This window comes from Flavimaribacter sediminis, assembly GCF_019492055.1.
GTDB lineage: Bacteria > Pseudomonadota > Alphaproteobacteria > Rhizobiales > Rhizobiaceae > Flavimaribacter > Flavimaribacter sediminis.
Window position 1 is genome coordinate 381275 of the sequence record NZ_JAICBX010000002.1, and the last position, 25777, is coordinate 407051.

Consider the following 25777-nt stretch of genomic DNA (forward strand, 5'->3'; position numbering starts at 1 on the left):
CGTGATCGGGGGATTGCTACGCGGTCAGAATGGCAAGTCGCCTCTTGGCAGAGGAACCGCCGCAAGTTTCGCGAACAGTATGTAGGTGATTACGGGTACGCCGATAATCGTCGCGACCAGCACCAAGAGGCGTCGCTCACCACCGAAGATCACCAGAAAACCGAACACCAGTGCGGAACTCAGCAGGGCGCCGAGCGGAATAAGCAGCAAATAGAACGCTGCGAAAACGATCACGACCAATGAAAAACGGGCAATGATCGAGGGGGCCGACAGGCTATCGACGCTTCCGTCGTCGGAAGAAACAGCCACGAACCCGGTTCTCGCTTCGATTACGGCCAGAACGGAGAAGACAAGGCCGGCGATGGTGATGACGTAGGGATATAAGGCGGACGAGGTCAGCGAAAGACCCTGCTTGGCATAGGAGGGAATGCCGTAGGGTATGCCGAAAACCAGCATCGCCAGGAAGAATAAGGAGAAGCCCGCCGCGATGGTGGTCTGTCGCCGTTTCTGGCTGGCCGCGTCCATGACCACTGCTGAAATCCTTTCGTCGTCCTTCCCGTTGTCTCTCCCTTGACTCCTCATAGCATCGATGAGAGTTTGAGTCCATGATTTTAAAACAGCGTTCCGATAATCAAAACACTATGGTCAAACGTAGCGATGCCTCGATAAGCAAGACGCTGGCAAGCGGCCTGGCCATTCTGGAGTTTCTGAGCCGGAAATCGGAACCAATGGGCGTCCGCGAGCTTTCGCGCGAAATGAGTATGAACCCCGCGCAGGTTCAGCGTCTTCTCAACACCCTGTCCGACTGCGGCTTTGTGGAAAAGGACATGGGCCTTCGCCGATACCGCGTCGGTTTGACCGCCTTTCAGGTTGGGCGCGCCTATCTCGCCGACACAGGCCTGGTAGACGCCGCCGCTCCAATACTGCGGGACGTATCCGACCGCGTCTCCGTTAACACTTATCTCGCCGTTCGCCGGGGCGATGTCAGCATCTATATCTTCGTTCACCTGAGCCAGGGCGCGCTCTCGGTCCACGCGGTTCCTGGCAATCAGATGCCCCTGCATTCGACGGCCATGGGCAAAGCGCTTCTCTCGGCTTTGACCGACGATGAAATCCGGCGATTGCTCGGTGCGAAACCGCTCCCGCGTATCACCGAAGCAACCGAGACGGACCTCGATAAGCTTATCGAGGACGTGCACCATATCCGTGACGGAGAGGTGGCGATCGCGAATGAAGAAAACATTCCGGGAATCTTCTCCGCCGGCGCGCCGGTGCGCGACACGGATGGCGAGATTATTGCCGCCGTGAGTTGCGCCTGTGCAGTGCAAATGACGACCGGTGACGGACGCAAACGGATTGAAGACGAGATCACGCAAGCCGCGGAACGCATATCCAGACGACTGGGTGCGCCGGCGTCCGTGAGTTATCTGAGGTAGCTTATGCAAGAACAAGAACCGATTTCCGACCTGCAGGCCGTTGACGCGATACTGTCGAAGAACGGCTTTGACGCGCTGGTGGCGACCGCACCGGAAAATGTCACCTATATCGGCGGCTTCTGGGCAATGACCCACTGGATCCGCCGCGGACCCCAGGCCTACGTGTTCTGGCCGACTGCGCGCCGCAGCGAGGCGTCTATCATCACGACCACCAGCACGCTCGACCTCGTCGCCGACCAGAAGCCCTGGGTTAGCAACGTTCGCCGGTTTGGTTATTTCGTCTTCGAGGGCATGGACCGACCCGGTCTCGATCCGCTCGACCAGGCACAGGTCGATCTGCTCATGGGCGAAGAGTTTCCTGGCGCCGTGGAAGCGCTGGTCGATGCGATCCGTGAGGCGGGCCTCTCCAGCGGGAAGATCGCCGTCGACGAAATCGGCATGACGCCCCAGGCTATGGCCAGGCTGCGCGAGGCCCTGCCCGACCTGACCATCGAACCCGCCTTCGAACTTGTCAGGACAATGCGGACAATCAAGACGCCGGAGGAGGTTCGACGACTTCGTCGCGCCTGCAACATCGCGGAAGCCTCGATCGACGCCAGCCTGAAGGCGGCCCATGTCGGCATGACTGAAAAGGAAATGGCGCGCATCTTTCATCGAACCACGGTGGAAAACGACGCGACGCCAGTTCTGGGCGTCATCGGTTTCGGCGTGCGGAGCACGCTTACCAACTCGCAGCCTTCCGATGCTGCCCTGAAGGAAGGCGACATCATCCGTTTCGACGTGGGCGGCCGATACATGCACTATCGCGCCGACATATCGCGTATTGGGGTCATGGGCGAACCGAGCCGTGAAATCGTCGACAAATACGCCGCGCTGAAAAATGGGGTCGACCATGCCTACAACGTCATCCGGCCGGGTCTGAAGGCGTCCGATCTTTTCGAACAGGTGATGGACGCCGTTCGCAAGTCCGGTCTTCCCGACTACAAGCGCAACCATGTTGGCCACGGCATCGGCATCGACGGCTACGATCTGCCTAACATCGCGCCAGGAAGTTCCGACGTCCTGCAAGCCGGAATGGTGATCTGCGTGGAGACGCCTTACTACGAATTCGGCCTCGGCGGCCTTCAGGTCGAGGACATGATCCACGTGACGGAAGACGGATGTGAATCCCTCATGAAGTCTGATCGTGAACTGCGGATCGTGTCCGCATGACCACGCAAAAAATCCTTGCCGCGGTTCGCTCCAGGCTGGATCGAGCCATAACAATACCTCAAGCGCCAATGCGCCGCCGGTACGCGACCATCGCCCGAAAAGAAGGCGTTTTCAAAAGGGTTTCCGCTCCGACTTCGTTTGCTGCTGCTGAAACCACGAAGAAGAACGGCGAAATCGAAACCGACAAGACCGTGTTCAATGAACTGACCGCAACCGGTCTCGAAGACTTGGCCATACGGCCGGCTCAGGATCCATCCCCTCTGGTTCCTGCAGACCTGGATCGCCCTTTCCCGGCGATCCAGGCCCATACGGTCATGCCGACCTAACCTGAAGGAGACTCATCATGAACAGCCTGAAATTTTCCTCTATCTGCGCCGCCATCGGCGCGGTGCTGGTCGCATCCGGGCCGGCGCTCGCGGAATTCCCGGAGAAACCGATCACCCTGATCGTTCCGTGGTCAGCCGGCGGCAGCACTGACCAGACGGCCCGCGCACTTTCCGAAGCGGCGTCCAAGGAACTGGGCCAGCCCATCGTCGTGGTCAACAAACCCGGCGCGTCAACGACACTCGGCATGGCGGAACTCGCCTCTGCGGAGCCGGACGGCTACACGATCGGCACCCTGTCAACCACCACATACATGGCTCAGATCACGCGTGACGACGTGCCTTACAGCATGATGGAGGACTTCAGTTTCATCAGCTACTACGGTGACAATCTCATCGGTGTCGTGGCGCTGAGCGACAAGCCATGGAATTCGCTGGAAGAGCTGATTGCAGCTTCGAAGGAAAAGGGTCTGAATTTCGGAACGGGCGGCGTCAACACCACGCAGCACCTGACGACGGAAGCCGTCAAGAAGGACTCCGGAGCCGGTCTGACCCACATTCCATATCGCGGTTCGGCGGAATCGCTTCCCGCGCTGTTGGGCGGTCATGTCGACTTCATCACCGAAACCTCCGTGTGGGCGCCCTATGTGGATAGCGGCGAAGTCAAGGTTCTCGCCGTCAATCTTCCCGAACGCGCGAAGGCTTTCCCGGACGTTCCCACGCTGACCGAACTCGGCTATCCGACGCTGCGTTCCGTACAAGGCATCATTGGACCGGCCGGGATCCCGGAAGACGTCCGTATGAAGCTCGAGACGGCGTTCCGCAATGCATTGACCGATCCGACATTCGTCGAGACCATGGGCAAGCTGCGAATGGAAATCGTCGAAATGAGCGGTCCTGAAATGCATGACGCCATCGAAGCCGAGGTCGACAAGGCTTCCGATCTGGTCAATTCACTTTCGAACTGACGTTTATCGCTTCTCGCCGGCGTCCTCCTGTTCGGACGCCGGCAGAATGAACCGAACCGTGACAGATGCGCCCCGATCTTCTCGAAAAGGTTTCCGGCAAGGCCGAATTCATCAGCGATGTCAGCATTGACGGCATGGCTTTCGGAAAAGTCGTGCGCAGCACAGAGCCGCATGCTCGAATCATAGGAATGGATGTGTCCCTGGCCGAACAGGCGGACGGCGTCGTCTGCATTCTGACAGGGGCTGACATAGACCTTTTGACGCAAACCGACTGGGGCCTGTTTTACGAAGACCGCCCGGTAATCGCCCGTGACCGTGTCCGCTACGTGGGTGAGCCCGTCGCCGTTGTCGTCGCCGATACGCAAGCCGGCGCCGAAGCCGCATCGCGCCTCGTCGCTGTCGACTATGAGCCGCTGCCGATTTGCGCGACGCCAGAACAAGCGCTTGCTGGCGATTCGCCTCTGCTGCACGATGACTTCCGTCCGATATCGGATTTCTACTTCAAGGGAACTGCTCGCGGTAAAGCCGGGACGAATGTCTTTCAGGACTATCTGCTGGAGCGCGGCGACGTTGATAGTGCGGAGCACTCCGCTCACCGGATCTTCGAACACAGCTATTCCTTTCCGGGAATCGCACATTTCGCCATGGAGCCGCATTGCGCGATCGCCCGTTTCGACCATGCCGGACTCACGGTCTGGTCCGGAGCGCAATCTCCAACGGCCGTACAGAAGGTTCTCGCCCGGGTATTCGGCCTTCCCATCGCGCGAGTACGTGTGATTGTGCCCTATGTCGGCGGAGGTTTCGGTGGCAAGGCTTCTGTCAAGATCGAGCCGCTTGTCGCGGCCGCTGCACGCAAAGCCGGACGACCCGTCAAGGTGCTCCTGAGCGCCGAGGAATCCATGCTGACCTGCCGGCGTCTCGGGGCGAGAATCACGATCCGCACCGCCGTCGACGCGCAAGGCGCCATCCTATCGCGCACCGGCGACATCGTCATGGATGGCGGCGCCTATGCCGATACCGGACCGGCCGTCGCACTCAAATCCGCGCACCGGCTCGTCGGTCCCTATCGCCTGCCGAACCTGAGGATCAGGGCGCGTGCCGTTTACACCAATACGGTGCCTGGAGCAGCTTTCCGGTCCATCGGCGGACCGCAGGCGGTCTGGGCGACCGAATCGCACATGGACGAGATCGCCGCGGAACTTGGAGAAGACCCGGTCGATTTCCGCTCCCGGCATCTGTTGCAACGAGGCGACGCGGTGATCGACAATTTGCGTCCTCTCGACGTTGATCCGGCGGTCATGATGGATGCGGCGGTGGAGGCGACGACGAAAGGGCACAACCGCGCCTCGCGCGGTCTGGCCCTTGCCGTCACCGATCCCGGCATCCTGCCGGTCGCAGGCGCGATCGTGCGCGTCCACGCCGACGGATCGGTGGAAGTGCGCAGCATGAGCGTGGAAATCGGACAGGGCGTCAGAGGCGTACTTCAGCGGATCGTCGCTGAAACCCTGTCGCAGCCGCTCGAAGTCGTACACATCCTCGATCCGGATACGGCCAGCGCGCCCTATGACTGGGGCACAGGCGCAAGCCGCTCCAGCATGATCATGGGACTGGCTGTCGAAAAAGCCGCCGAGGACGCGGTTTCAAAGCTTTTTGCTCTGGCGTCCGAAGTCTTTGAACTTGAGACCACGGCGATCAGTCTGGCGCCGGGTGGGCTCGATATCGGCGACAGGTCGGTCAGCTTCCGTGACCTTTTCCACGCCGCTCATGGCATCGATTCCGGCGATGTGATGGGGCAGGCATCGATCACACCGCGCTCGTTCGACGGCAAGCTGGCGCAAGCGCCCCTCTTCTGGGAAACCGCGGCTGCCGCCTGTACCGTGTCGGTCGATCCGGAGACCGGAGTGGTCGCGCTCGATACCTATGCGGGCGTCGCCGATATTGGCCGCGCGCTGAACCGACCGGCGGCCGAAGGCCAGGAGGAGGGCGCGGCCGTCCAGGGCCTCGGCCATGCGCTGTTTGAGAACCTCATCTTCGACGAGGGGCAGCCGATGACGGCAATGCCCCTCCTATACCGTGTTCCGCGCCTGTCCGACATTCCGGCCGACTGGACGACCGTGCTCATCGAGAACGGCGACGGCCTTGGTCCAATGGGCGCCAAGGGCATGGGCGAAGGCGGCATCCTCGGCATGGCGCCGGCAATCGCCAATGCACTGGCGCGCGATCATGGCGTCCGTCTTCGCGATCTTCCGATGACGCCCGAGCGGATCTGGACCGCGCTGTCGGCAAGGAAGACGCATGCGTCCTGATCCGTTCACCTATCATCAGCCGAAAAGCCTGGCCGAAGCGTCCTCTCTCGTCGCCGAACTCGGCGACGGCGCGGCATTCTATGCCGGTGGAACGGAACTGCTCCTGCTGATGAAGATGCAGCTGGCCGAGTACAGGCACCTGGTGAACCTGAAGAATATCGACGGTCTGAAGACAATCGGTGTCGAACACGACAGGCTGGTCATCGGAGCGCTGGCAACCCATTACGACATCGCCTTCAGCACGGCCGTCTTGAAGCACTGCCCATCGCTTTCACGCCTCTGCAGCGAAATCGCAAATATCCGCGTGCGCGTCGCCGGTACGATCGGCGGCAATCTTTGCTTTGCAGAACCGCGCGCCGATCCACCGGTTCTGCTGGTCGCGCTCGACGCGGGATTGCGACTTATTTCAGCGCATGCGAGCCGGGTCATTCCGGCGTCTGAATTTTTCCTGGGACCATTCGAAACCGCCCGGAAGCCGGACGAGATCCTGACGACGATTGAAATACCTCTGGGGACCGGATTCGCAAGTGTGGAACGCATGAAGCAGGGCAATTACAGCCTTGCAACTGCGGCCATCTCCAGAAGCGATTGCCACCAGACCTGGATCGGCTATGGCGGCGGTCCGCCGAAGCAGCTCGACGGCACAGGCGCGCTGCTCGACAGGGACAACGGCCGCACAAGCGATGAAGCCCTTTATGCCGCCGTAGCAGAGGATATTGCCGATCTGGAGATCCCCTCGGACATCGAAGCTGGTGAATCCTATCGCAGGCATCTGATCGCAGTGGCGGTCAAACGCGCGCTCGTTTCCCTTCATGAAACCGAAGCGACGGGAGTCCACTGATGGACACGTGTGTCGATATCAGCGTCGAGATCAACGGGGTTCCCGTTTCCCGGTCGGTACCGGCGGAAACACTGCTGATCGATTTCCTGCGCGACGACTTGGGGCTGCGAAGCGTGAAACTGTCCTGCGACATGGAAATCTGCGGCGCGTGCACTGTGCTTGTCGACGATCTGCCTGTCAGCAGCTGCACCACGCTTGCCGCTGATGTCGACGGCGCAGCAGTGACGACCGTCGAAGGGCTGATCACCGACGGTGCGCTCGATCCGCTGCAACAGGCCTTCATCGATCATGGGGCGGTGCAGTGCGGTTTCTGTACTCCGGGTTTCATTCTTGCTGCGAAGGCATTGCTGCTTCGCAATCCGAGCCCGACGCGCGCCGAAATCGTTTCTGCGCTCGATGGAAATATTTGCCGGTGCACCGGATATACGAAGATCGTGGAGGCCGTCCTGCATGCTGCCTCGGCTTGAAATCTCCTTCGACGGCCGGGAACCGGTCGCCGATATGTTCGAGAAAACACGGGCGGCAGCAGAAAATGGCGCTTCGACCGTCTGGCTTGCGAGCCATCTGTTCGAACAGGATCCGGTCTCATCCGCCGCTGTCATGCTGGAGCGATTTCCATCGCTTGACATGGTGTTGATGGCAATCAGCCCGCTGGTGCTGCACCCGGTGCAGATCGCCATGTCGGCGGCGACGCTGGACGAGATGTTTCCCGGCCGCATCTCTGTGTGTCTGGGGGTTGGTTCTCCAGACGATCTTGGAAGCGCAGGCATCGACGCGGGCAAACCGCTGCAGGCCATGAAGGAGGCGCTGGCGCTATGCCGGGCTCTCTTGTCCGGGGACAAGGTCACTCTCGAGGGTCAGAGATTTGTTGTTTCGGGAAGAGCGCTCCGCTCGGGCAACCATCCGGTTCCGCTGTTGATGGCGGCGTCCGGACCGAAGATGCTCGAACTGGCTCGAAGCGAGGCGGATGGCGTATTATTGTCGGCTGCCACATCCCGCGAGTTCATCAAATCCACCATCGCACGTCTGCATGCCGGAAAGCCGGCTCGCGCCGCCTTTGACAATTGCGGACTGGTCTATGTATCGGTCGACGACGACAGAGCGGCAGCCAGGGACCGTCTCCGCTCGAAACTGGCGGTGACATTGCGCGGCGCCCATCACGCCGCCAATCTTGATGCCGCCGGCAGCAAACTGGACCAGGCAGCGCTTCGTGACGCCTTCACCGTCGGCCGGATTTCGGAAGCTGCCCATATTGTCCCGGACCAGGTGGTCCTCAACCATTCCGCCGCCGGCACTCCGGCGGAACTGCCCGCAATGATCCAGACTTATCGGGACGCCGGGCTCGACCGCGTGATCCTGTCCGCATTCGGATCTGTCGCGGAAATCGAAACCGCCATGAAAGCCATGAAAACAACAGAAAGACTGTCAGATGAAGTTTAGCATTTCCCTCTGCACGGGTTTCGAAGGGGTCATGTATCCCGTCCCATTCATCAAACCGGAGCAGTTCGTCGAACAGGCGAAGCTCTGCGAGAGCATGGGTTACGATTCCATCTGGGGCAACGATCACATCACAACCCAGAACTACGTGCGCGAAAAGTTCCCGGATTCGCCACCCAATTTCTACGAGCCGCTTATTACTCTCGCCATGTGCGCCCAGGCGACCACAACGCTTCGCGTTGGCACAGCCCTCCTGGTCATGCCGATGCGCGAGCCGGTCTACCTCGCCAAACAGGTCAGCACACTGGACCAGCTATCCGGCGGACGTCTGGTATTGGCCGTCGGTCTTGGCGCCTATCGCGAAGAATTCGAGGCCTGGGGTCCAGTCTACAAGAAAGCGCGCCGCGGCGACATGCTGGATGAAGGAATCGACGCGTTCCTGAAACTGATCAGCGAGCGCAGCGCCAGTCTCGATGGCGAATACTATCATTTCACCGACGTGGAAATGTATCCGAAACCAAAGCAGGATCCGTTTCCGTTGTTCATCGGCGGCCACAACATCCAGGCCCTCAAGCGCGCCGCGGCGGTTGGCCAGGGTTGGCTTCCAGGCTGGCGCCCGTTTGCCGAAATGAAGGAGCGCATCAGCCAGTTGAAGGATCTGTCGGAGGAAGCGGGACGACCACGAGACGCCGTGGAAATCGCACCGCAGTTTTCCATGCTGCTCGCCAAGACCGATGAAGAGGCAGAAAAGAAATATATGGAGAGCGGGCTGGTCGCGCATCGCCAGTCGCTTGCCTACACCGGCCGCGACCTCAGCCATCAGGTGATCGCAAACCTCGTCGGCTCTCCCGACACGGTCCTGCAGAAAATCGATGAAATGCGTTCCATGGGCATCGATCACTGCAGCGCACTGATGATCCCGGTCGACACCATTTCAGAAATGAACGAACAGATCGAATGGTTCTCGAAGGACGTAATGGCGCGATGCTAGAACCGCCTGTCAGGCCTGTGTCGGACGATGATCCGGCCTATCACGGCCTGATCCTCGACCGGTTCGATGCACAATCACGTTACAAACTGCTGACGGGAACCGTGACGCCGAGACCAATTGCGCTCGTTTCCACGGTGTCTTCAGCGGGGATCGTAAACGTGGCGCCCTTCAGCCAGTTCATGATCGTTGCGGCCAATCCGGGACTGCTGGGTTTCTCGGCGTCGCCACTTGCAGACGGGCCGAAACATACGGTGCGCAATATCCGGGAAAGCGGAGAACTGGTCATCAACACTCCGAACTTTTCCATGGCGGAACAGGTCCAGGCGTGCGCAGATGAGCTTCCGGAAGGAGAGAGCGAGGCTCGCCATGCCGGCCTCGATCTCGTCGCGTCGGAAACGGTCGCGCCGCCACGTGTCGCTGGCGCCCCGGTCCAGTTCGAGTGCGAACTAGAGAAATTCGTGGAGTTCGGCGACTTGCCAAACATCATCGTCGTTGCACGGGTTCGGCTCATGCACCTGCGCGAAGACCTGCTTCTGACCGGCAATCGCATCGACACAGCCGCGCTCGATCCACTCGCCCGCATTGGCGGACGCAATTATACGCGGCTTGGCGAGTTGAAAGAGGTCTGACGCTGTTCCGCGACCCAGGCAATTCTTCGCATCCGAAATTCCTTCTCGTCCCAAGGCTGTCGGTCTGGAATTTCCACAAGCTCAATTGATTTCAGAAGGATGACCGGCAAACCTCCAATGACGTCAGATCACACGTTCATTGCCGCCATCGACCGGCAGCTGAGCACCTGTCGTGCGGCGCAACGTGCCGTCGACGAAGGCGACGGCGGCCCGTCCGACATCGGCGGAAGTAATTTCAGTCTTCATGAGATTGCGCGTCTTGTATTGCTCGACGGTCAGCCCGTAGCGTTTGGCCGAGGTTTCCAGGGCTTCCTTCGTCCAGAGATTCGTGTCGAACACAGCATCGGGATGGATGACGTTGACCGTGATGCCTTCTTCCGCAAGTTCAAGAGCGGCGACGCGGGCGAGCTGTGTAAGCCCTGCCTTGGATACTGAATAGGCCGCCGCAGCGGCGCCGGGAGCAAGCACGTTGCGCGAGCCGACGAAGACGACGGCCGGATCGACGCCGTGACGCAAAAATGGAATACTGTGTTTCAGAAGCTTGCGGTGGGACGTCAGATTGACGGCCATGGCCGCATCCCAGTCATCATCCTCCAATGCTTCGATCCGCGCTCCTGTCCGAAAGATGCCGGCATTGGAAATCAGGATGTCGATCCCTCCGTAGCGGTCAACAATTTCGGCAAGCGCCGCTTTCACGCCGGCCTCGTCCACCAGATCAAGCACGAGACTTTCGAAACCCGGCCGGTTCATCCGTTGAAGAATGGCGGCATCGAGATCGAGACCGACGACGACAGCCCCTTTCGCGGCGAGCACCTCTGTGCAGGCTTTTCCGATGCCCGCGGCCGCGCCGCTGACAACGGCGATCTTGCCCGTCAGTTCCAGAGGCGGCTTCTGGGACTTGAGTTTCGCCTGTTCGAGTTCCCAGTATTCAAGATCCCGCAGGTCCGCTTCGGTTAGCCCCTGCCAGTCTCCGATCGCGCTCGCATACGAAAGCGCCCTGACCGTCGCAAAGCTGACATCGGACGATATCATGGCGCGCTTCAGATTCGGTCCAAAACTGCGGCTCGAACCGTCGGCGAACAGAACCCAGTGCGGGTATGGCGGCAACATCGTCAGCGTCCCGTCGGCCGCCCGATCAAAATAGTCCCGATAATCAGCTTCGAAGTATTCCATCGCCAACTGCGGGTCATCGGCGACAACCGCCGGAAACGGCTTGTTGTGTATGACATGCTCCGGCGTCAGCGTGCCCTTGCGCAGCATGGCGGCAAATTTTTCCACCTGGCCGTCGGGCAACGTCGCCCCCTTTCGTGAGATCAGCGGTTGGCCGGCTATATCACTGGCGATGCGCCGTGTCCGCGCGACCAGGACTGGGTCCGTATCGGCTTCGCCGGCGATCTCAACCGGACCGTATCGCCGCTCCAGCCAGTTTCCGGCCCGCGTTGCGATATCCACCATGCGCTCGTAACTGTCCCTCGCATTGTCGGCATAGGTGAAGACGCCGTGATGTTCGAGGATAACCGCATCGGCCGCCTGCAACCGGCCGGATGTGATGTATGGCTTCAATTGCACAGCCAGATCGAAACCCGGTTTGACGTAAGGCAAGATTAGAACGTTTTCACCATAAATCTCCGAGAGCAGCCTGGCCCCCTCAGGCGTGTTGGAGATTGTCAGAACCGCGTCGGCATGACTGTGATCGACATATTTGAAGGGAATGATCGCGTGCACGATCGCCTCTATCGAGGCCGCCGCCGCATTGCTGTCGAGCCGTGCGCGACGAACCTCGTTGACCATGTCGGAATCGCTCAGGCTCTCGAGCTCCGCGAGCCGCAGGAGATGCAGCAGGCTAAGCGCCGTAAAACCCTCTTCGCCCATCGCGCCGAGATCGAAACCGCTCGCCTTGACCCAGATGATCTCCAGCTTGTCGCCGAAGCGGTCCACCGTGGTCGATTTGACCGAAGTGTTGCCGCCGCCATGCAGCACAAGCGCGGTGTCCTCGCCGATCAGCCGCGAGGAATAGGCGCGCATCGCCAGATCCGTTTCGAGGCTGGATGCCCTTTTTGCATCCCATCTGTTCCTCATCAGTGCATACCTCACGGCGATCGGAATAGCCCGGTCAGGCCGCAGCTTTCTGCTGCAGATCCTGGAACAGTTCATAGGCCTGCGCCCCGGTCTTTCCATGATGAACGACGGCGGCAAGCGACTTGAGCATCGCCACTGGATCGGAAGACTGGAAGACGTTGCGCCCCATGTCGACGCCGGCTGCGCCCTGGTCGACCGCACGGTAGGCCATCTCCAGCGCCTCATTTTCCGGCAGCTTCTTGCCGCCGGCGATAACGATCGGAACGGGGCAGCCGAGCACAATCTTTTCGAATCCCTCGTCGACGTAGTATGACTTGACGAACTGGGAGCCGATCTCGGCCGCGATGCGGGTCGCCAGGCCGAAGTAACGTGCGTCGCGAACCATGTCCTTGCCGACGCCGGTCACCGCCATTGTCGGAATACCGTAGCGCGCGCCGGTGTCGATCAGCTTAACCACGTTACCGATGGACTTGTGTTCGTATTCGGCCCCGACATAAATCTGCGCCGCCATGGCGCAGGCCCCGAGACGCACTGCGTCGTCGATATCTACGCCAACCAACTCGTTGGAAAGCTCCGAAAGAATACTGTTTCCGGCGCTGCAGCGCAGCACCACCGGCTTGTTGGATTCCGGCGGGATCGTCGTGCGGAGCGCGCCTCGCGTGCACATCAGAACATCGGCGTGCTCGGCGAGCGGCGCGATCGACAGATCCATGCGCTCGAGACCGGTCGTCGGCCCCTGGAAATAACCGTGATCGAATGCGAGCATCACCGTGCGGCCGGACTGCGGATTGAAAATCCGAGACAGTCGCGCCTTCATGCCCCAGTCATAGTGCGCGGCCCCCTTGAGATAGAACCGACTTGTATCGGCGGGCTGATCCTCGCCCCAGTCCTTGCCGTCCTTGATGTCGTCGAGATCCGCCATGGTGTGTTCCTTCCTGTGTGGAATTTTTTTCTTCAGGACACCTTCGCCGCGTTTTTCATCGCGTCGAGGATGATCGATATGGAAATCGCGCCGGGGTCGGGATGACCAATGCTGCGTTCGCCAAGCGACCGCGCCTTGCCGGTGGTCGCCAGCATCTCTTTCGTGGCGTCTACTCCCTTATCGGCCGCTTCCGACGCCGCGGCGATGACTGCGGATACATCGTCTCCGCCGAATGCCTTTGCCGCCCGCGCGGCGGGCGCGACCGCATCGAGCATGGTCTTCTGGCCTTCCTCGACACCTCCCCGCTTTGCGACGGCCGCCTGAGCTTCCTCAAGGAAGGCTGCAAAGCTCTCGGCAGTGATGGCGTCTGCGCCGGCGAACGCCTTCGCGCCGGACCGGAAGACCGTGCCAAAAACAGCCCCAGCCGCGCCGCCTGTTTTCGACATGATCGCCATACCTACCTGCTTGAAAGCGTCTTCGATGGTTTCCGGCGGTTTGGAACCCAGGCTTTCGAGGGCCGCTTCAAAACCACGGCGCATGCCGATGCCGTGATCACCGTCGCCTGTCGCGAGGTCGGCGTCCGTCAACCGGTCGACATTCGCGATCACGTCGTCCGCGACCGATCTCAGCATAGCAACGGTGGCGTCCCTGTCGATTTTCTTGACCATGATCAACGCCTTACATGTTCGAGAAGCCGACCGAGCTCGCCGGCATGTCGAGATAGTGCTTCAGTTCGTCGTCCAGTTTCATCAGTGTGACCGAGAAGCCGGCCATTTCCTGAACCGTGAGCCACGTTCCCACGAGGGTACGATGCACGGTAATGCCCTGCTCATCGAAGACATGCCTCAGGCGGCGATTGACGACCAGCATCTCCATCATGGTGGTTGCGCCGAGATTGTTGATCAGCAGAGCCACCTCGTCGCCCTTTCCGAAAGGCAGATCGGAGAGGATCTTTTCGATGAGCTGGTCTGTTATCTCGTCGGCAGTCTGCAGTTTCTGACGCGCTATTCCGGCCTCGCCATGTGCGCCCATGCCGATCTCGATTTCGTCATCGGCGAGTTCGAAAGTCAGCTTTCCGGTCTCGGGTATCGAACCGGCGGAGACCGCGACGCCCATGGTGCGAACATTGTCGCCGGCCTTTCTTGTCACGCGCTCGACCTCGTCGAGACTGTCGAGTTCGGCGGCCGCGCCGCCGGCGATCTTGATCATCAGCACGTCGCCGGCAATGCCGCGTCGGTCATCCATTCGGTCGGGAGGAGCGGCTGCGACGTCGTCGCGTACACGCACAGTGCGCACATCGATCCCGTCGTCCTCGAGCATTTCAGCGGCGATGTCGAAATTCATGTTGTCGCCGGCATAATTTCCATAGAGAAAAAGAATGCCGTTGCCCCGGTCCACCGCCTTGGCGGCTTCATAGATCGTGTCCGGAGAAGGGGCGGCGAAGATCTCGCCGCAAGCGGCGCCGTCCCCGAGATTTTTCCCGACGAAGCCATGAAACATAGGCTCATGGCCGCTTCCGCCGCCGATCAGCAGCGCTACCTTGCCGTCCGGGATTTCCTTTTTGACGATGGCGTCGTGATCCGGCAATTTTACGACGGCGCCATCATTTGCGAACACCAGCCCGTCGATCATTTCCGAGACGGCCTTGCGGGGATCATTGAGAATCTTCTTCGTTGGCTTAGACACCGTTTTCCTCCTCCTTCACGGTTTCGCCTGGCAGATGGTCGAGTATCAGGAACAGGACCACGCCTGAAAGCAGCACCGGGAACCCATAGACAAAGATTTCGTGCGAGATTGGCTGGCACAGCATCGCAAATCCCGCAATGATCAGCGTGCTGGCGTAACGATAGAACCCGTTTCGGGTGAGATAACGGCCCATCACTCCTCTCCTCCGTGCCCGCGCGAGATCAGATCGCCGCTCTCCGGATCAAAAAGGAAGGCCGCGCCTTCGGCGATGCTGAAAGCACAGGTTTCGCCCTGCCTGTAGTGCAACTTGTCCTCAAGGACCTTACGAAATGATCCGGCGTCCGTCTCGACCTGGACAGCGCTTTCGTAGCCTCGATTGTCGACGGCGTAGATGCGGCCAGGATTTGATTGTGTGGCGCCTTCGTCGACCATTGCGATGTCCTCAGGCCAGACGCCGAGCAGCACCTTGCCGTCCTTGTTGCCCGAGAACGCGAAATCCGAAAGCGGAAAGCGCTGCAGGAAGCCGCAGACGGCCACCTGTCCTTCCTCGATCGAAGCGTTGAAGAACGCCATGGACGGGCTGCCGATGAGCCGTCCTACGAAAGCGTTCGCTGGACGCGCATAGATCTCCTCGATTGTACCGGCCTGCAGGATGCGACCCTCATTGATGATGCCGATGCGGTCAGCGATTGCGATCGCGCCGTGATAGTCGTGCGTGGCGTAGAGCATCGTGGAGCGATGTTCGCGGTGGATCTGGCGCAGTTCGGCGCGCAGGCCTTCGCGCAGTTTCAAATCCAGCGCCGAAAGCGGCTCGTCGAGCAGAAACATGCGCGGACGTCGCACCAGCGTGCGGGCGATCGCCACGCGCTGCTTTTCACCGCCGGAAAGGGTATCAACATCACGGTCAAGCAGATGATCGATCTGCAACAGTTCGGCGGTGCGCTTCACGCGCTTCGATATCTCGTCTTCCGGCTCGCGATAGGCGGGAGACCGGAGCGCAAAGGCGATATTGTCGTAAACATCGAGCACTGGCAGCAAGTTGAACCCTTCGAAGACGATCGAGACGTCGCGACCGGAAGGCTCGATATCGGTGACGTCGTCGCCGCCGAGATGCACCTTGCCTTCGTCGAGGTCGATAAGGCCGGCGGAGGCGAGCAGCGTCGAGCTCTTGCCAGCTCCGGTGGGGCCGAGCAGCGCGAAGATCTCGTTGTCGCGAACCTCCAGATCGACGCCACGCAGCGCCCGCTTGCCAGCATAGGATTTCTTCAGACCCGTCAACTGCAACATCGGGGTGGTCATGCCGCCTTCTCCACTGCGCTTACACGCTCCCCAGTCTCGGCATTGAAGAAGATCAGCCCGCCCTTCTCGAAGGCGATGCGCGATTCTCCCGTTCCCTGTTCGACACGGTGATCGACGCCCTGATATTCGTTGTCGCCGATGCGGAACAGGAAATAGCGTTCCCGTCCGACAGAATAGACATCCTCAACCTCGACCGGAAAACCGTCGGCAACTTCTTCGTTGACAAGCCGGATGTCGCGCGGGCGCACACCCAGGCGCAGTTTTTGGCGGCTGCTCGCAACGTCAGCCGGAATGGCGGCCTCCGGCAGGACGATGGCGCTGTCGCCAAGCCGCAGGCCGCCAGGCGCCGGCACGAGATCGATCAGGTTCATACTCGGCGAACCAATGAACTGGCCGGCGAAGACATTATCTGGCTTATGGAAGATGCGGTCCGGCTCGGCGACCTGGACGATCTTCGAGTTGTTCATGAGCACGATGCGATCGGCGAGCGACATCGCCTCTCGCTGGTCATGTGTCACATAGATGGTTGTCACGCCGAGTTCGCGCTGCAGGTGGCCGAGCTCCCAGCGCATCTCCTCGCGGAACTGTTCGTCGATCGCCGAGAGCGGCTCGTCGAGCAGGAGCACGGCCGGATCACGGATGACGGCGCGGGCGAGCGATACTTTTTGTTTGGCGCCGGGCGGCAGTGCGGCCGGATAGCGCTTCAGTTCGTCGCCCAGCCCGAACACCTCGGTCACCCAATCGAGCTTGCGCTTTATTTCCGACGAGGGAATACCGCGCGCCTTCAAGGGGAAGACAATGTTCTCGCGAACCTTGAGATGCGGATAGAGAGAGACGAACTGGAACACCATCGCGATGTTGCGCTCGCTTGGCTTCAGATCGTTGACGCGCTCGCCGTCGAACAGGATGTCGCCATTCGTGGCGTCGACAAGACCGGCGATCGAGCGCAGCGTGGTCGTCTTGCCACAGCCGGACGGGCCGAGATAGACGACAAACTCGCCGTCATTGACCGTCAGATTCACCTTATCGACGGCGGTAAATGCGCCGAAGGAGATTGACAGATCCCTCAGTTCAATCTTCGCCATCAGTAGCGCTCCCCGAGTTTCATCAGATGCCGGACGAGGATCAGCGACAGGCCGATGATGATGCAGAGCAGTATCACGGCAAGTGCAGACGCTTCTCCGGTGTAGAAATAGTTGAATGCGGTTTTTGCGACGGCGAAGGAGACGGTTTCGGTGCTCGATCCCGGCCCGCCGCCGGTCAGCGCAAAGAACAGGTCGTACTGCTTGAAGCTGTCGATCAGCCTGAGGATCAGCGCGATGAAGAGCACCGGAGCCGACATTGGCAAGGTGATGCGGAAGAACACATAAGCCTGGCTGGCGCCATCGACTTCCGCTGCCTCGTAGATCGTTTCGGGAATGCCCCGGAACGCCGCGGTCGCAAGCAGGATTATGAAAGGGGTCCACATCCAGGTGTCGGCGGCGGCGGCCGCCCACAGGGCAGCATCGGTCTGACCCAGCCAGTCGACCTTCCCGAGGCCGACGAGGGTGAGCATGTAGTTGACGATGCCCCACTCCGAATTCAGCATGTAGCGCCACAAAAAACCTACGACTACCGGAGACAGCATCATCGGCATCATCAGCAGGGTGAAGATGACGTCGCGGCCACGGAAACTCTTTTGAAGCTGGTAGCCGACGAAGATGCCGATGATCATCTGCAGGCTTACGCACAGAAAGACGAACTTGCCGGTGAAAACGAAACGTTGCCACAGGTCCGGATCGCTCAGCAGATAGCTGTAGTTGTCGAAACCGGCCGGCGTCATGCCGGCATTCGGACGCAGCGCCGAGAAATTGTGAAAGCTGTAGAAGACCAGCGAGAAGATTGGATAGGCCACCATGAAGATCAGGATCAGCAGGGTGGGCGAAAGGAATCCGAGGATCATCAGTCGACCGGAGGACTTCTTCTTCGCGGGCTTGCCGGTCGCGCGCATCGTGGCGGCGGCGTCTGTCGTTTGCATGGACATTGTCTAACGCCTCCCCAGCACGCCGAAGGTCATGCCCATCAGCAGATGCTTTCGGATGAGATAGAAGAAAACGAGGACAGGTATGATGAGCACCACGCCGGCCGCGCAGATCTGGGTCCATTCGATGCCCGTCGCGCCGGAGGCCGCTGAAATCTTCACCGGCAGGGTCTTGGCCTGGGTAGTCGTGAGGATCGACGCGAAGGCGAACTCATTCCATGCAAAGATGAAGCAGAAACCGGCGGTGGCTGCGATACCGCCCTTGACCATCGGCAGGACCAGACGAAAGAAGGCGTAGAGCCGCGTATAGCCGCTGACGAGCGCAATCTGCTCTATCTCCTTGGGCACTCCGTCGAAAAAGCCTTTCATGATCCAGGTCGCAAGACCAACATTGGCGAAGACCGCGACAAGCACAAGACCGGTGCGGGTGTCGGCAAGACCGAGACGTGCGAACATCAGGTGATAGAAGACGAGCACGGCCACCGGGGGCAGCATGCGCGTCGACAGAACGAAAAACAGGAAGTCGTTCTTTCCGGTGAAATTGAAACGAGAGCAGACGTAGCCGCCCATCGTGCCGAGAATGACGGCAAGCGCCGTGCCGACCGTCGAAACGACGATGCTGCTGATCAGCGAATCAAGAACCCCGTAAGCCGAGGCGCTCTCGGCCGCGGCGCCGACTCCGAAGACCTGCTGATATCCGGACAGATCCGGCTCGAAAAACCACACAGGCGGCATGGAGAACAGATCGGCCCTGCTTTTCAGTGAGGAAATGATCAGCCAGAAGATCGGACCCAGATTATAGAACGTGTAGGCGGCCAGAAGAACGATCAGGATCCACTGGGTCAGTTTCTGGACGGAATCGGTCTGCGCTTTCGTCATCTGGATACGCTCTCCTCCCTCGGCCACTGTCATGACAGCGCGCCTTGATCATTCTTTGTTTTGGAGTGTATGGCGCGTCGAAACGGTGTTCAACGCGCCATACCGGGAGGATATTAGTTGTTGACAGGAACCACGTCGTCCATGCCGACGGGCGCGATTTCCTGATCCGGCACTTCCGGCGTCGAGTCTGAACGCTTGATCTCGTGACCGGCGCGCTGCAGGGTCCGCTCGTGCTTTTTGGCCGCATCCGTCAGAGCCTGCTCCACCGTCTTCGAACCGGAGACAGCGTTGGAGACTTCCTCCTGAAGCTGGTCGAGCAGCACCGGATATTCCGGCAGGTGCCAATAGTCGTTGAGATACTGCAGGGCCTTTGAGAACTGAGCATTATAGCTGTTCAGTCCCTGCCAGTCGGGGCTGTCGAGCACCGCCTTCAAACCAGTCTGGCACACAGCCGCATATCGCTCCTGCTGTTCGGGCTGAAAGTACCACTCCATGAACTTGACGAGTTCAGGGAGCTTCTCGGAGTATTTGTTGATGCCCATGCCCTGGCCACCAACGGAGAACTGCCGGCGGAACTTGCCGTCGCGGCCGACGGCGCCCGGCAAGATGCCGAAGCCCGTATCCTTGGCGAACTTGTTGACTTCCGGATCGGCGTTGGAGCCGTTGAAGTAGAACCACTGCATGGCCATGGCGAGCTGGCCTTGCTGGAAGGCGGCGTTGACTTCGTCAAAGCCCCAGTTGCCGCTTCCGGGCGGGCCGAACTGGAACATGTCGACATAGGCCTGCACGCCGTCAATGGAGGCCGGCGAATTGAGGTAGCCCTGAACCTCGAAGGTTTCCGGGTTGTAAAGCTCTCCGCCGAAGGACCACAGGAAAGAGTTGGACGCCGTGGTGGCGAAGTCGTATTCGCGACCGCCCATCTGCCCCCAGCCGTAAAGGCCTTCGTCGGGACGCGTGAAGAACTCGGCGACTTCCTTGGCTTCCTGATAGGTTTCCGGGACCCTGAGGTCACGGCCGTATTTCTCCTTGAACGCCACCTGCTCGTCCGGATCCTCGAACAGGTCCTTGCGATACATCAGACCATAGGCGTCCTGGTTGGCGGGCAGGCCGTAGAACTCACCCGAGCCATCCGGATACTCGCCGTACTGGGACAGGGACGAGGCGGGAAAGATTTCGGCGCTGAGATAATCCGAATCGGCGAAGATATCGTTGATCTTGACGGCATGGCCGCCGCCGGCGAACTCAGCCGTCGACTGGCTGTCCCACATTGCGAAGTCGAACGCGTCGCCCTGGATGGCGAATTCGGAAGCGATCTTGTTGTGCCATTCCGGGCCGTATGGAACGAGGGCGGGGACGATGGTGACCGATTTGTCGGGATAGTCCTTGGCGATCTCGACCAGTGCGTCGGCGCAGGTGCCCGCATGCCAGACGAATGTCAGCTCGGTGTCGGCATTCGCGCTTGTCGAAGCCGCGGATGCAGCGATCACGGCGGCCGACGCCATGAGAGTGTGGCGCAATTTCATTTCTGTACTCCTCCTGATTTGGATTAGAGCGTGACCTGTTCCTACTCCCGCCAGCTCTAAAATAACGACGGCAACCTAACATCATTTCGTGATATCAATCAATTATTTTGTTAGTAAAAACAGAAAAATGTTAACGGAACATCGAGCTTGTTTAGTGAGCAAGTAATCTTTATCACATTGTTTTTGTTGATTTTAAAATGGATTTCTTACAAAATCTCGGTGCCAATATCAAACAATTGAAGTTATCCACAAAGTCACTTTATGCTGGACTTTTAACAAAATCTGCGAGATTAACTTGGAAAATGTTAAAACGAGAGACAGACCGCGAGGAGACCATTGAGCGCCATCGAAACAGTTGAGTCCATGTCGAAATCTGAACGGCGTCGGATGAAGATCCTGCAGCTGCTGATGGAAGGCAGCTCGGTCCAGATCAAGGATTTGGCCGACATGCTGGACGTGAGCCTGATGACGGTGCATCGCGACCTCAACCATCTCGATCGCGAGGGTCTGGTGCGGCGCGTGCGCGGATCCGTTTCAGCGGAGAAGTCGCTGCTGTTTGAAAGCAGTTACAACTACCGTGGCAAGAAACAGCTCGAGGAAAAGAAAGCGCTGGCCAAGGCGGCCGTTGGAAAGATCGAACCCGGCAACGCTGTTGTCTGCGACGACAGCACCACCACCTACCACATCTGCGATTATATCGACGCAGTGACGCCGCTGACCGTTCTTACCAACGCTGTGCCGGTGCTGGAGACATTGCGAAGCAAGCCGGATGTCGATCTTATTGCGCTCGGCGGGCGCTACCATCGCGGTTACAACGCCTATTTCGGCACCAGTTGCGAACAGGCAATCAAATCCTACCATGTCGATCTCGCTATCATGTCGACGACAACGATTCAGGGCCTGTCGCTCTACACCCAGGATGAACAGGTGTTGAGGGCCAAGAAAGCGATGATGAGCATCGCACGCAAGAAAATCCTGCTCGCCGACGCCACGAAGTTCCACTTCAGCGCCCTCAACTATGTAGCGGACGTCACCGAATTCGATCTCGTTCTTCTGACCGGGAGTATTCCGCAGGAGAACATCGATCTGCTGACTGACGTAAAGGTCAAGTTCGAAATCGTCTGATATTCAATCAACCCATCAAGTCGGGAGGAGACCCACCATGTCGGAAATCGGAAAAGCACGACGGCTTGCGCGCCTGTTCAACGAAAAGTCGGGAAGGATGCTTTGCGTTCCCATGGACCATGGAATGCAGGTCGGACCGATTGCCGGCATCCAGAACCCGGAACCGTTGATCGACGCGGTTGTGGAGGCGGGAGTCGATGCGGTGATCATCAATCCGGGCCTCTACATCCGTTACCATGAGCGTTTCGCCAACGGACCTGCGATCATCCTGCGGCTCGACCAGACCACCATGTGGCGGACCGGAACCAAAACCGGCTATCCCGACACCCATACTCGGCAGGTGGCGACGGTCCGTGAAGCCGTGCAGATGGGGGCCGAGGCTGTGATCAGCTATCTCTTTACCTGCAACAACGACCCGGCGGAGGAAACGCGCTGCTTCGAGATCTGCGGGGCGATCGCCAGCGAGTGCCGGGAATGGGGCATGGTTCATGTCATCGAGGCTATGGCGGCCAAGGGCGGGTTTGCAACCACCGAGGATCCTGATGTCGTCGGCCTCAATTGCCGGATCGCAGGTGAAATGGGCGCCGACATCATCAAGACGGACTGGTGCGGTGCGAAGGGATTCAAGACAGTCGCCAAACAATCCCTGGCGCCGGTGGCCGTTGCCGGCGGCGCCACCGAAGGGGACGATAAGGCGCTATTCGACTTCGCATCCTCGGCGATCAAGAATGGCGCGAAAGGCATCATCTTCGGCCGCAACGTATTCCAGCGCAAAAATGTCAAGGAAATCCTCTCCGGCCTGCGGGATATCGTTCATGATTAGGTACTGACAAGAACCGAAATCCCTAAGTGCACTTGACCGATCAAATTGGCACAATTTCGCCGGTAGATCGGTATCGCAGTCTGAATGGCCTTGAGCGTTGGTCATGTCTGCTTTTCAAAGAGTGAGTCCGAGCGCCTGCATGGACATTTCGAGAGAAAAGACCACGTCTTCCCAGACCACCACCTTGTGAATCAGTGCCTTTTTTGAACAGGCACAACGGGTACTTGTGTTCCGAGCAGAAAAAACTCTCCGCCCCCGCCCCTTCCATACGGCGGCGGCATTCGAGCAACGCAGTTACACTCGTTCGTGTGAGTGAAAAGGAACCCCCATGGGAGTATCCCAAACTCGGATTCTGAAAATCAACTCTCTGAGTTTCAGAAGCAGTCCTGTTACCAGGCCGGGCGAGACCCTGCCAAACCTGGTCTATTCCTGGCGGATCGCAGGACAATCGGCGCATTCTCGCCTCGTCTTTTCTCTAAGCATATGAAACTGTTAGGAAATGACCTCCCTTACCAAGGGAGAGCAGAATCCGCAGACCAATAAAAATCAACTAGTTAGTAAGCGAATAATGACAGATACTTCAAGAAACGTTCCGTTGTTTCTGTCATGATCGCATTGTGACAAATGCCAGAATTCCTCACTCTTGCACAGGCGAGCGGGTCAGACCGAAAGAAAGAGATTTCTCAGAATGAATTTTAGTGAACCGCCGCATAGATGATCTTTTCCTCTGTCGCCTCATCGGTGTCCAATTCCTCCACGATGCGTCCCTGGCGCGCCACGAGAATGCGATCGGAGAGGTTGAGCACCTCCGGCAAATAAGATGAAATCACTACGACTGCTGCGCCGGCATCGGCCAGGTCCTCGATGATCTTGTGGATTTCGGCGATCGCCCCCACATCAACGCCACGTGTCGGCTCATCGAAAATGACGATGGAGGGCGCCTGGATCAGGGACTTGGCGATCACCACCTTCTGCTGATTCCCGCCCGACAGTTCAACCACTTTGGAATTTTCATTGATAGCCCGAATGTTTAAAGCCTTCGTCCATTCTGCAGCCTGACTTTTCGCCTCGGACATGGAGGTGAGCAAAACGGGATTCTCGCCCTGTATGAGCTTGCCGAGATAGATGTTCTGCGCAATGCCCATCGTTTCGAAGAGGCCGTCATACTTGCGATCCTCGGTTATATAGGCAATGCCCTTGTTGACCGCCTGCCGCGGGACGCGGAACCGCACCGGTTCGCCATGAACCCGCACGCGCCCGCCGTGGAAGAAGTCCCGTTTCAGGACGCCTGCCGCGATCTTCATCATCTCTGTCCGCCCTGCCCCGACAAGCCCGAACAGGCCTGTCACCTGCCCGGAAAATACCGACAATGTCGCACTGCGCACGGCCTTTCCCATGGAAACGTTTTCGAGGCTTAGAACCTTCTCACCGGGCGGGCGGCTCTTGCGCAGCGTCTTGCCCACGCCGTAAAGTTCACGTGTCAGTTGACGGCCGACCATGGCCTGGACGATCGTTTCGCGACTGAAATTCTTCGTGCGGTCCGTAACGATCAGTTCCCCGTCGCGCAACACACTGATCCGGTCGGCATGGCCGAGTGCTTCTTCCAGCGCATGTGAAATGAAGAAAACGGACGCTCCATCGGTCTTCAGCCGGTCCAGCAGGACAAAGAAATGCTCCTTTTCTTCCGGCGTGAGCGTTGCAGTCGGCTCGTCGAAAATGAAGATCCTGGCATTGTGGTGAACGGCGCGGGCAATTTCCACCATCTGCTTTTTCGCCGCACCCAAAGTCGAGACCAAAGCGGTCGGCTCGACATGGAAATTGAGGCGCTGCAGATGCTGCTGCGCTCGGATATTGATCCCGCGAAGCCTGTTGAAAAAGCCCTCATCTCCGAGGAAGATGTTCTGGGCAACGTTCATCGAGGGAACCAGATTGGTTTCCTGATAGACCATTGCCACCCCTTCGGCCATGGCTTGCGCAGGGCTCTCGAAGCGTATCGGCTTACCATCCAGCAGCAATTCCCCGGAAGTGAGCGGATAGAGGCCGGCAAGTAGCTTCGTCAGGGTTGATTTGCCGGCGCCGTTTTCGCCGAGCAGCGCATGTACCTCGCCTTTCTGCAGCGTGATGTTCACATCGCGAACGGCCGGGTTGCCGCGAAATTCCTTGGTGGCATTGCGAAATTCTACAACCGGCGTCATGACTGAACCTCAATCGCAGCCCTGCCTGCAGAATTGCCGGTAAACCGGACCAGCTTCCCGGCGCCGCGCGCGACCGCAAAAACGCCGTCTTTTGTTTCACAAATGCCGGTCATCCCGTGCAAGGCGCCATCCGCCCGGCTGTGCAGGCTCTCGACGGGACGCATGTTTTCATCGCAACGGACAACCAGGCCATAGGAGGACGATGGCGCCCAGGGTTTCAGGATGCCCATCTGGCGGACAGCCCCCTGCTGCAGCGGATGGTCGTATCTGGTCGAAGCGCTCAGGGAGGGGCCGACCCATTCTTCCGGATCTACTGTTTTAAGCATCTCGTTCCTGAATCCGTCTTCCCGCAGGACGAACTCGAAGAGTTGCCGCCGCGGCGCGAACAACGTCAGCCAGTAACCGCCGTCCAGCGCAGGAGAAAGCCGTGACGGATAGGCCGGCAGATCCTCCAGCAGAACAGCTCTCTTTCCACTGGCCGTATCGATGGCAACGATCCTGTGACGCCAGCTCTCAGCAACGGCAAGCCTGCCGTCGGCAAGGGCCGCTACGCCATAAGGAAAGGCCAGGTCCTCCGCAACGATATCGGTCGATCCGGTATCGAGGTCGAGCAGACAGAGGCAGCCGGATCGTCCCTTTTCCATCAGATCGCGTTTCCATTCGCTTGCGGTATTGCGGCGCGATCCTATGCAGATCGCCAGCCGGCCGTCGGCCGCCTGCGTTGCAGCCGTCATGCATGCCGACAATTCGGCAGCGAACTCGATCAACCTGAAATCGCCCGGCAAACCAAGGTAGACACCCTGTCCCGTGACGCCCACCGCATATCGCCCGTCGTCAAGGACCGCAAGAAAGCCGATCGTGCCTTCGAATGTGCTGATCGTCTCGGCGTCGCCCCCGCCGGAGGGCACGGGAAACGCCACAAGACTGCTGCCTGCACTGAGGACAAGCCCCGAAGCCACCGGCGCCACGTCATCGAGACCGGCCACTTTCAGAATACAAGGAGCATCCTCGAGGCGGCTGTTCGGCTTGAGAACGCCGTCCATCGCCGGGACGCTGATACCGGCGTCGCGGCGCGGGAGCATG

Annotated in this window: 25 protein-coding genes; 12 read left to right on the forward strand and 13 right to left on the reverse strand. The window is 59.3% G+C overall.

Annotated features, from left to right (window positions below; genetic code table 11):
* Positions 1-24: 24 nt before the first annotated feature.
* Entirely contained in the window at positions 25-525 is a 501-nt protein-coding gene (locus K1W69_RS09990; protein ID WP_258571071.1) for a tripartite tricarboxylate transporter TctB family protein, read from the reverse strand.
* 116 nt (positions 526-641) lie between these two features.
* Between K1W69_RS09990 and K1W69_RS09995 the strand changes: the two genes are divergently transcribed.
* The 10 genes from K1W69_RS09995 to K1W69_RS10040 all read left to right on the forward strand — a co-directional run bounded on the left by K1W69_RS09995 (position 642) and on the right by K1W69_RS10040 (position 10143).
* On the forward strand, positions 642-1436 hold the full coding sequence (locus K1W69_RS09995) for an IclR family transcriptional regulator (RefSeq protein WP_220228220.1): 795 nt from the start codon (positions 642-644) through the stop codon (positions 1434-1436).
* 3 nt (positions 1437-1439) lie between these two features.
* The gene (locus tag K1W69_RS10000) at positions 1440-2648 is read left to right on the forward strand and encodes a M24 family metallopeptidase (protein ID WP_220228221.1); all 1209 of its coding nucleotides are present in this window, start codon (positions 1440-1442) and stop codon (positions 2646-2648) included.
* The gene (locus tag K1W69_RS10005) at positions 2645-2974 is read left to right on the forward strand and encodes a hypothetical protein (protein ID WP_220228222.1); all 330 of its coding nucleotides are present in this window, start codon (positions 2645-2647) and stop codon (positions 2972-2974) included. The genes K1W69_RS10000 and K1W69_RS10005 overlap by 4 nt, the downstream gene beginning before the upstream one ends.
* A gap of 17 nt (positions 2975-2991) precedes the next feature.
* Positions 2992-3939, forward strand: a complete 948-nt coding sequence (locus K1W69_RS10010) for a Bug family tripartite tricarboxylate transporter substrate binding protein (RefSeq protein ID WP_220228223.1) — start codon at positions 2992-2994, stop codon at positions 3937-3939.
* 65 nt (positions 3940-4004) lie between these two features.
* Entirely contained in the window at positions 4005-6245 is a 2241-nt protein-coding gene (locus K1W69_RS10015) for a xanthine dehydrogenase family protein molybdopterin-binding subunit (RefSeq protein WP_220228224.1), read from the forward strand.
* Positions 6235-7086: an FAD binding domain-containing protein gene (locus K1W69_RS10020; RefSeq protein ID WP_220228225.1), complete on the forward strand. Its 852-nt coding sequence runs from the start codon at positions 6235-6237 to the stop codon at positions 7084-7086. Before K1W69_RS10015 ends, K1W69_RS10020 begins: the two co-directional genes overlap by 11 nt.
* Positions 7086-7553, forward strand: a complete 468-nt coding sequence (locus K1W69_RS10025; protein ID WP_220228226.1) for a (2Fe-2S)-binding protein — start codon at positions 7086-7088, stop codon at positions 7551-7553. The genes K1W69_RS10020 and K1W69_RS10025 overlap by 1 nt, the downstream gene beginning before the upstream one ends.
* Positions 7537-8526, forward strand: a complete 990-nt coding sequence (locus tag K1W69_RS10030; protein ID WP_220228227.1) for an LLM class flavin-dependent oxidoreductase — start codon at positions 7537-7539, stop codon at positions 8524-8526. Before K1W69_RS10025 ends, K1W69_RS10030 begins: the two co-directional genes overlap by 17 nt.
* Positions 8516-9514 (forward strand): TIGR03619 family F420-dependent LLM class oxidoreductase, encoded by a 999-nt coding sequence (locus K1W69_RS10035; RefSeq protein WP_220228228.1) that lies wholly within the window; start codon positions 8516-8518, stop codon positions 9512-9514. The genes K1W69_RS10030 and K1W69_RS10035 overlap by 11 nt, the downstream gene beginning before the upstream one ends.
* A complete protein-coding gene (locus tag K1W69_RS10040) occupies positions 9508-10143 on the forward strand; it encodes a flavin reductase family protein (RefSeq protein ID WP_220228229.1) in 636 nt (211 codons plus the stop codon). Before K1W69_RS10035 ends, K1W69_RS10040 begins: the two co-directional genes overlap by 7 nt.
* Before the next feature lie 123 nt (positions 10144-10266).
* Here K1W69_RS10040 and K1W69_RS10045 read toward each other — a convergent pair whose 3' ends face one another.
* The 10 genes from K1W69_RS10045 to K1W69_RS10090 form a co-directional block, all read right to left on the reverse strand.
* A complete protein-coding gene (locus tag K1W69_RS10045) occupies positions 10267-12222 on the reverse strand; it encodes an SDR family oxidoreductase (RefSeq protein ID WP_220228230.1) in 1956 nt (651 codons plus the stop codon).
* 34 nt (positions 12223-12256) lie between these two features.
* The gene (gene lsrF, locus K1W69_RS10050) at positions 12257-13144 is read right to left on the reverse strand and encodes a 3-hydroxy-5-phosphonooxypentane-2,4-dione thiolase (RefSeq protein WP_220228231.1); all 888 of its coding nucleotides are present in this window, start codon (positions 13142-13144) and stop codon (positions 12257-12259) included.
* A gap of 32 nt (positions 13145-13176) precedes the next feature.
* Complete coding sequence (dhaL, locus tag K1W69_RS10055) at positions 13177-13812, reverse strand: dihydroxyacetone kinase subunit DhaL (RefSeq protein ID WP_220228232.1); 636 nt, start codon at positions 13810-13812, stop codon at positions 13177-13179.
* A gap of 10 nt (positions 13813-13822) precedes the next feature.
* A complete protein-coding gene (locus K1W69_RS10060) occupies positions 13823-14830 on the reverse strand; it encodes a dihydroxyacetone kinase subunit DhaK (protein WP_370688225.1) in 1008 nt (335 codons plus the stop codon).
* Positions 14823-15023: a hypothetical protein gene (locus K1W69_RS10065; RefSeq protein WP_220228233.1), complete on the reverse strand. Its 201-nt coding sequence runs from the start codon at positions 15021-15023 to the stop codon at positions 14823-14825. The genes K1W69_RS10060 and K1W69_RS10065 overlap by 8 nt, the downstream gene beginning before the upstream one ends.
* Positions 15023-16129: an ABC transporter ATP-binding protein gene (locus K1W69_RS10070; protein WP_220228234.1), complete on the reverse strand. Its 1107-nt coding sequence runs from the start codon at positions 16127-16129 to the stop codon at positions 15023-15025. Before K1W69_RS10070 ends, K1W69_RS10065 begins: the two co-directional genes overlap by 1 nt.
* Positions 16126-17214 carry an ABC transporter ATP-binding protein gene (locus K1W69_RS10075; RefSeq protein ID WP_220228235.1) on the reverse strand — a complete coding sequence of 363 codons (1089 nt, stop codon included), beginning with the start codon at positions 17212-17214 and terminating at the stop codon, positions 16126-16128. Before K1W69_RS10075 ends, K1W69_RS10070 begins: the two co-directional genes overlap by 4 nt.
* The gene (locus K1W69_RS10080; protein ID WP_220228236.1) at positions 17214-18152 is read right to left on the reverse strand and encodes a carbohydrate ABC transporter permease; all 939 of its coding nucleotides are present in this window, start codon (positions 18150-18152) and stop codon (positions 17214-17216) included. The genes K1W69_RS10075 and K1W69_RS10080 overlap by 1 nt, the downstream gene beginning before the upstream one ends.
* Positions 18153-18155: 3 nt before the next feature.
* Positions 18156-19061 (reverse strand): carbohydrate ABC transporter permease, encoded by a 906-nt coding sequence (locus K1W69_RS10085; RefSeq protein ID WP_220228237.1) that lies wholly within the window; start codon positions 19059-19061, stop codon positions 18156-18158.
* Positions 19062-19141: 80 nt separating this feature from the next.
* Positions 19142-20551: an ABC transporter substrate-binding protein gene (locus K1W69_RS10090; protein ID WP_220228238.1), complete on the reverse strand. Its 1410-nt coding sequence runs from the start codon at positions 20549-20551 to the stop codon at positions 19142-19144.
* 336 nt (positions 20552-20887) lie between these two features.
* Here K1W69_RS10090 and K1W69_RS10095 point away from each other — a divergent pair, with 336 nt between their 5' ends.
* Complete coding sequence (locus K1W69_RS10095; protein WP_220228239.1) at positions 20888-21676, forward strand: DeoR/GlpR family DNA-binding transcription regulator; 789 nt, start codon at positions 20888-20890, stop codon at positions 21674-21676.
* A 37-nt stretch (positions 21677-21713) separates the two neighbouring features.
* Positions 21714-22499: a class I fructose-bisphosphate aldolase gene (locus K1W69_RS10100; protein WP_220228240.1), complete on the forward strand. Its 786-nt coding sequence runs from the start codon at positions 21714-21716 to the stop codon at positions 22497-22499.
* 695 nt (positions 22500-23194) lie between these two features.
* On the opposite strand, the gene K1W69_RS10105 is transcribed toward K1W69_RS10100, so the two are convergent.
* Both K1W69_RS10105 and K1W69_RS10110 read right to left on the reverse strand, forming a co-directional pair.
* Entirely contained in the window at positions 23195-24694 is a 1500-nt protein-coding gene (locus K1W69_RS10105) for a sugar ABC transporter ATP-binding protein (protein ID WP_220228241.1), read from the reverse strand.
* Positions 24691-25776: an SMP-30/gluconolactonase/LRE family protein gene (locus K1W69_RS10110; protein ID WP_220228242.1), complete on the reverse strand. Its 1086-nt coding sequence runs from the start codon at positions 25774-25776 to the stop codon at positions 24691-24693. The genes K1W69_RS10105 and K1W69_RS10110 overlap by 4 nt, the downstream gene beginning before the upstream one ends.
* Position 25777: the final 1 nt, after the last annotated feature.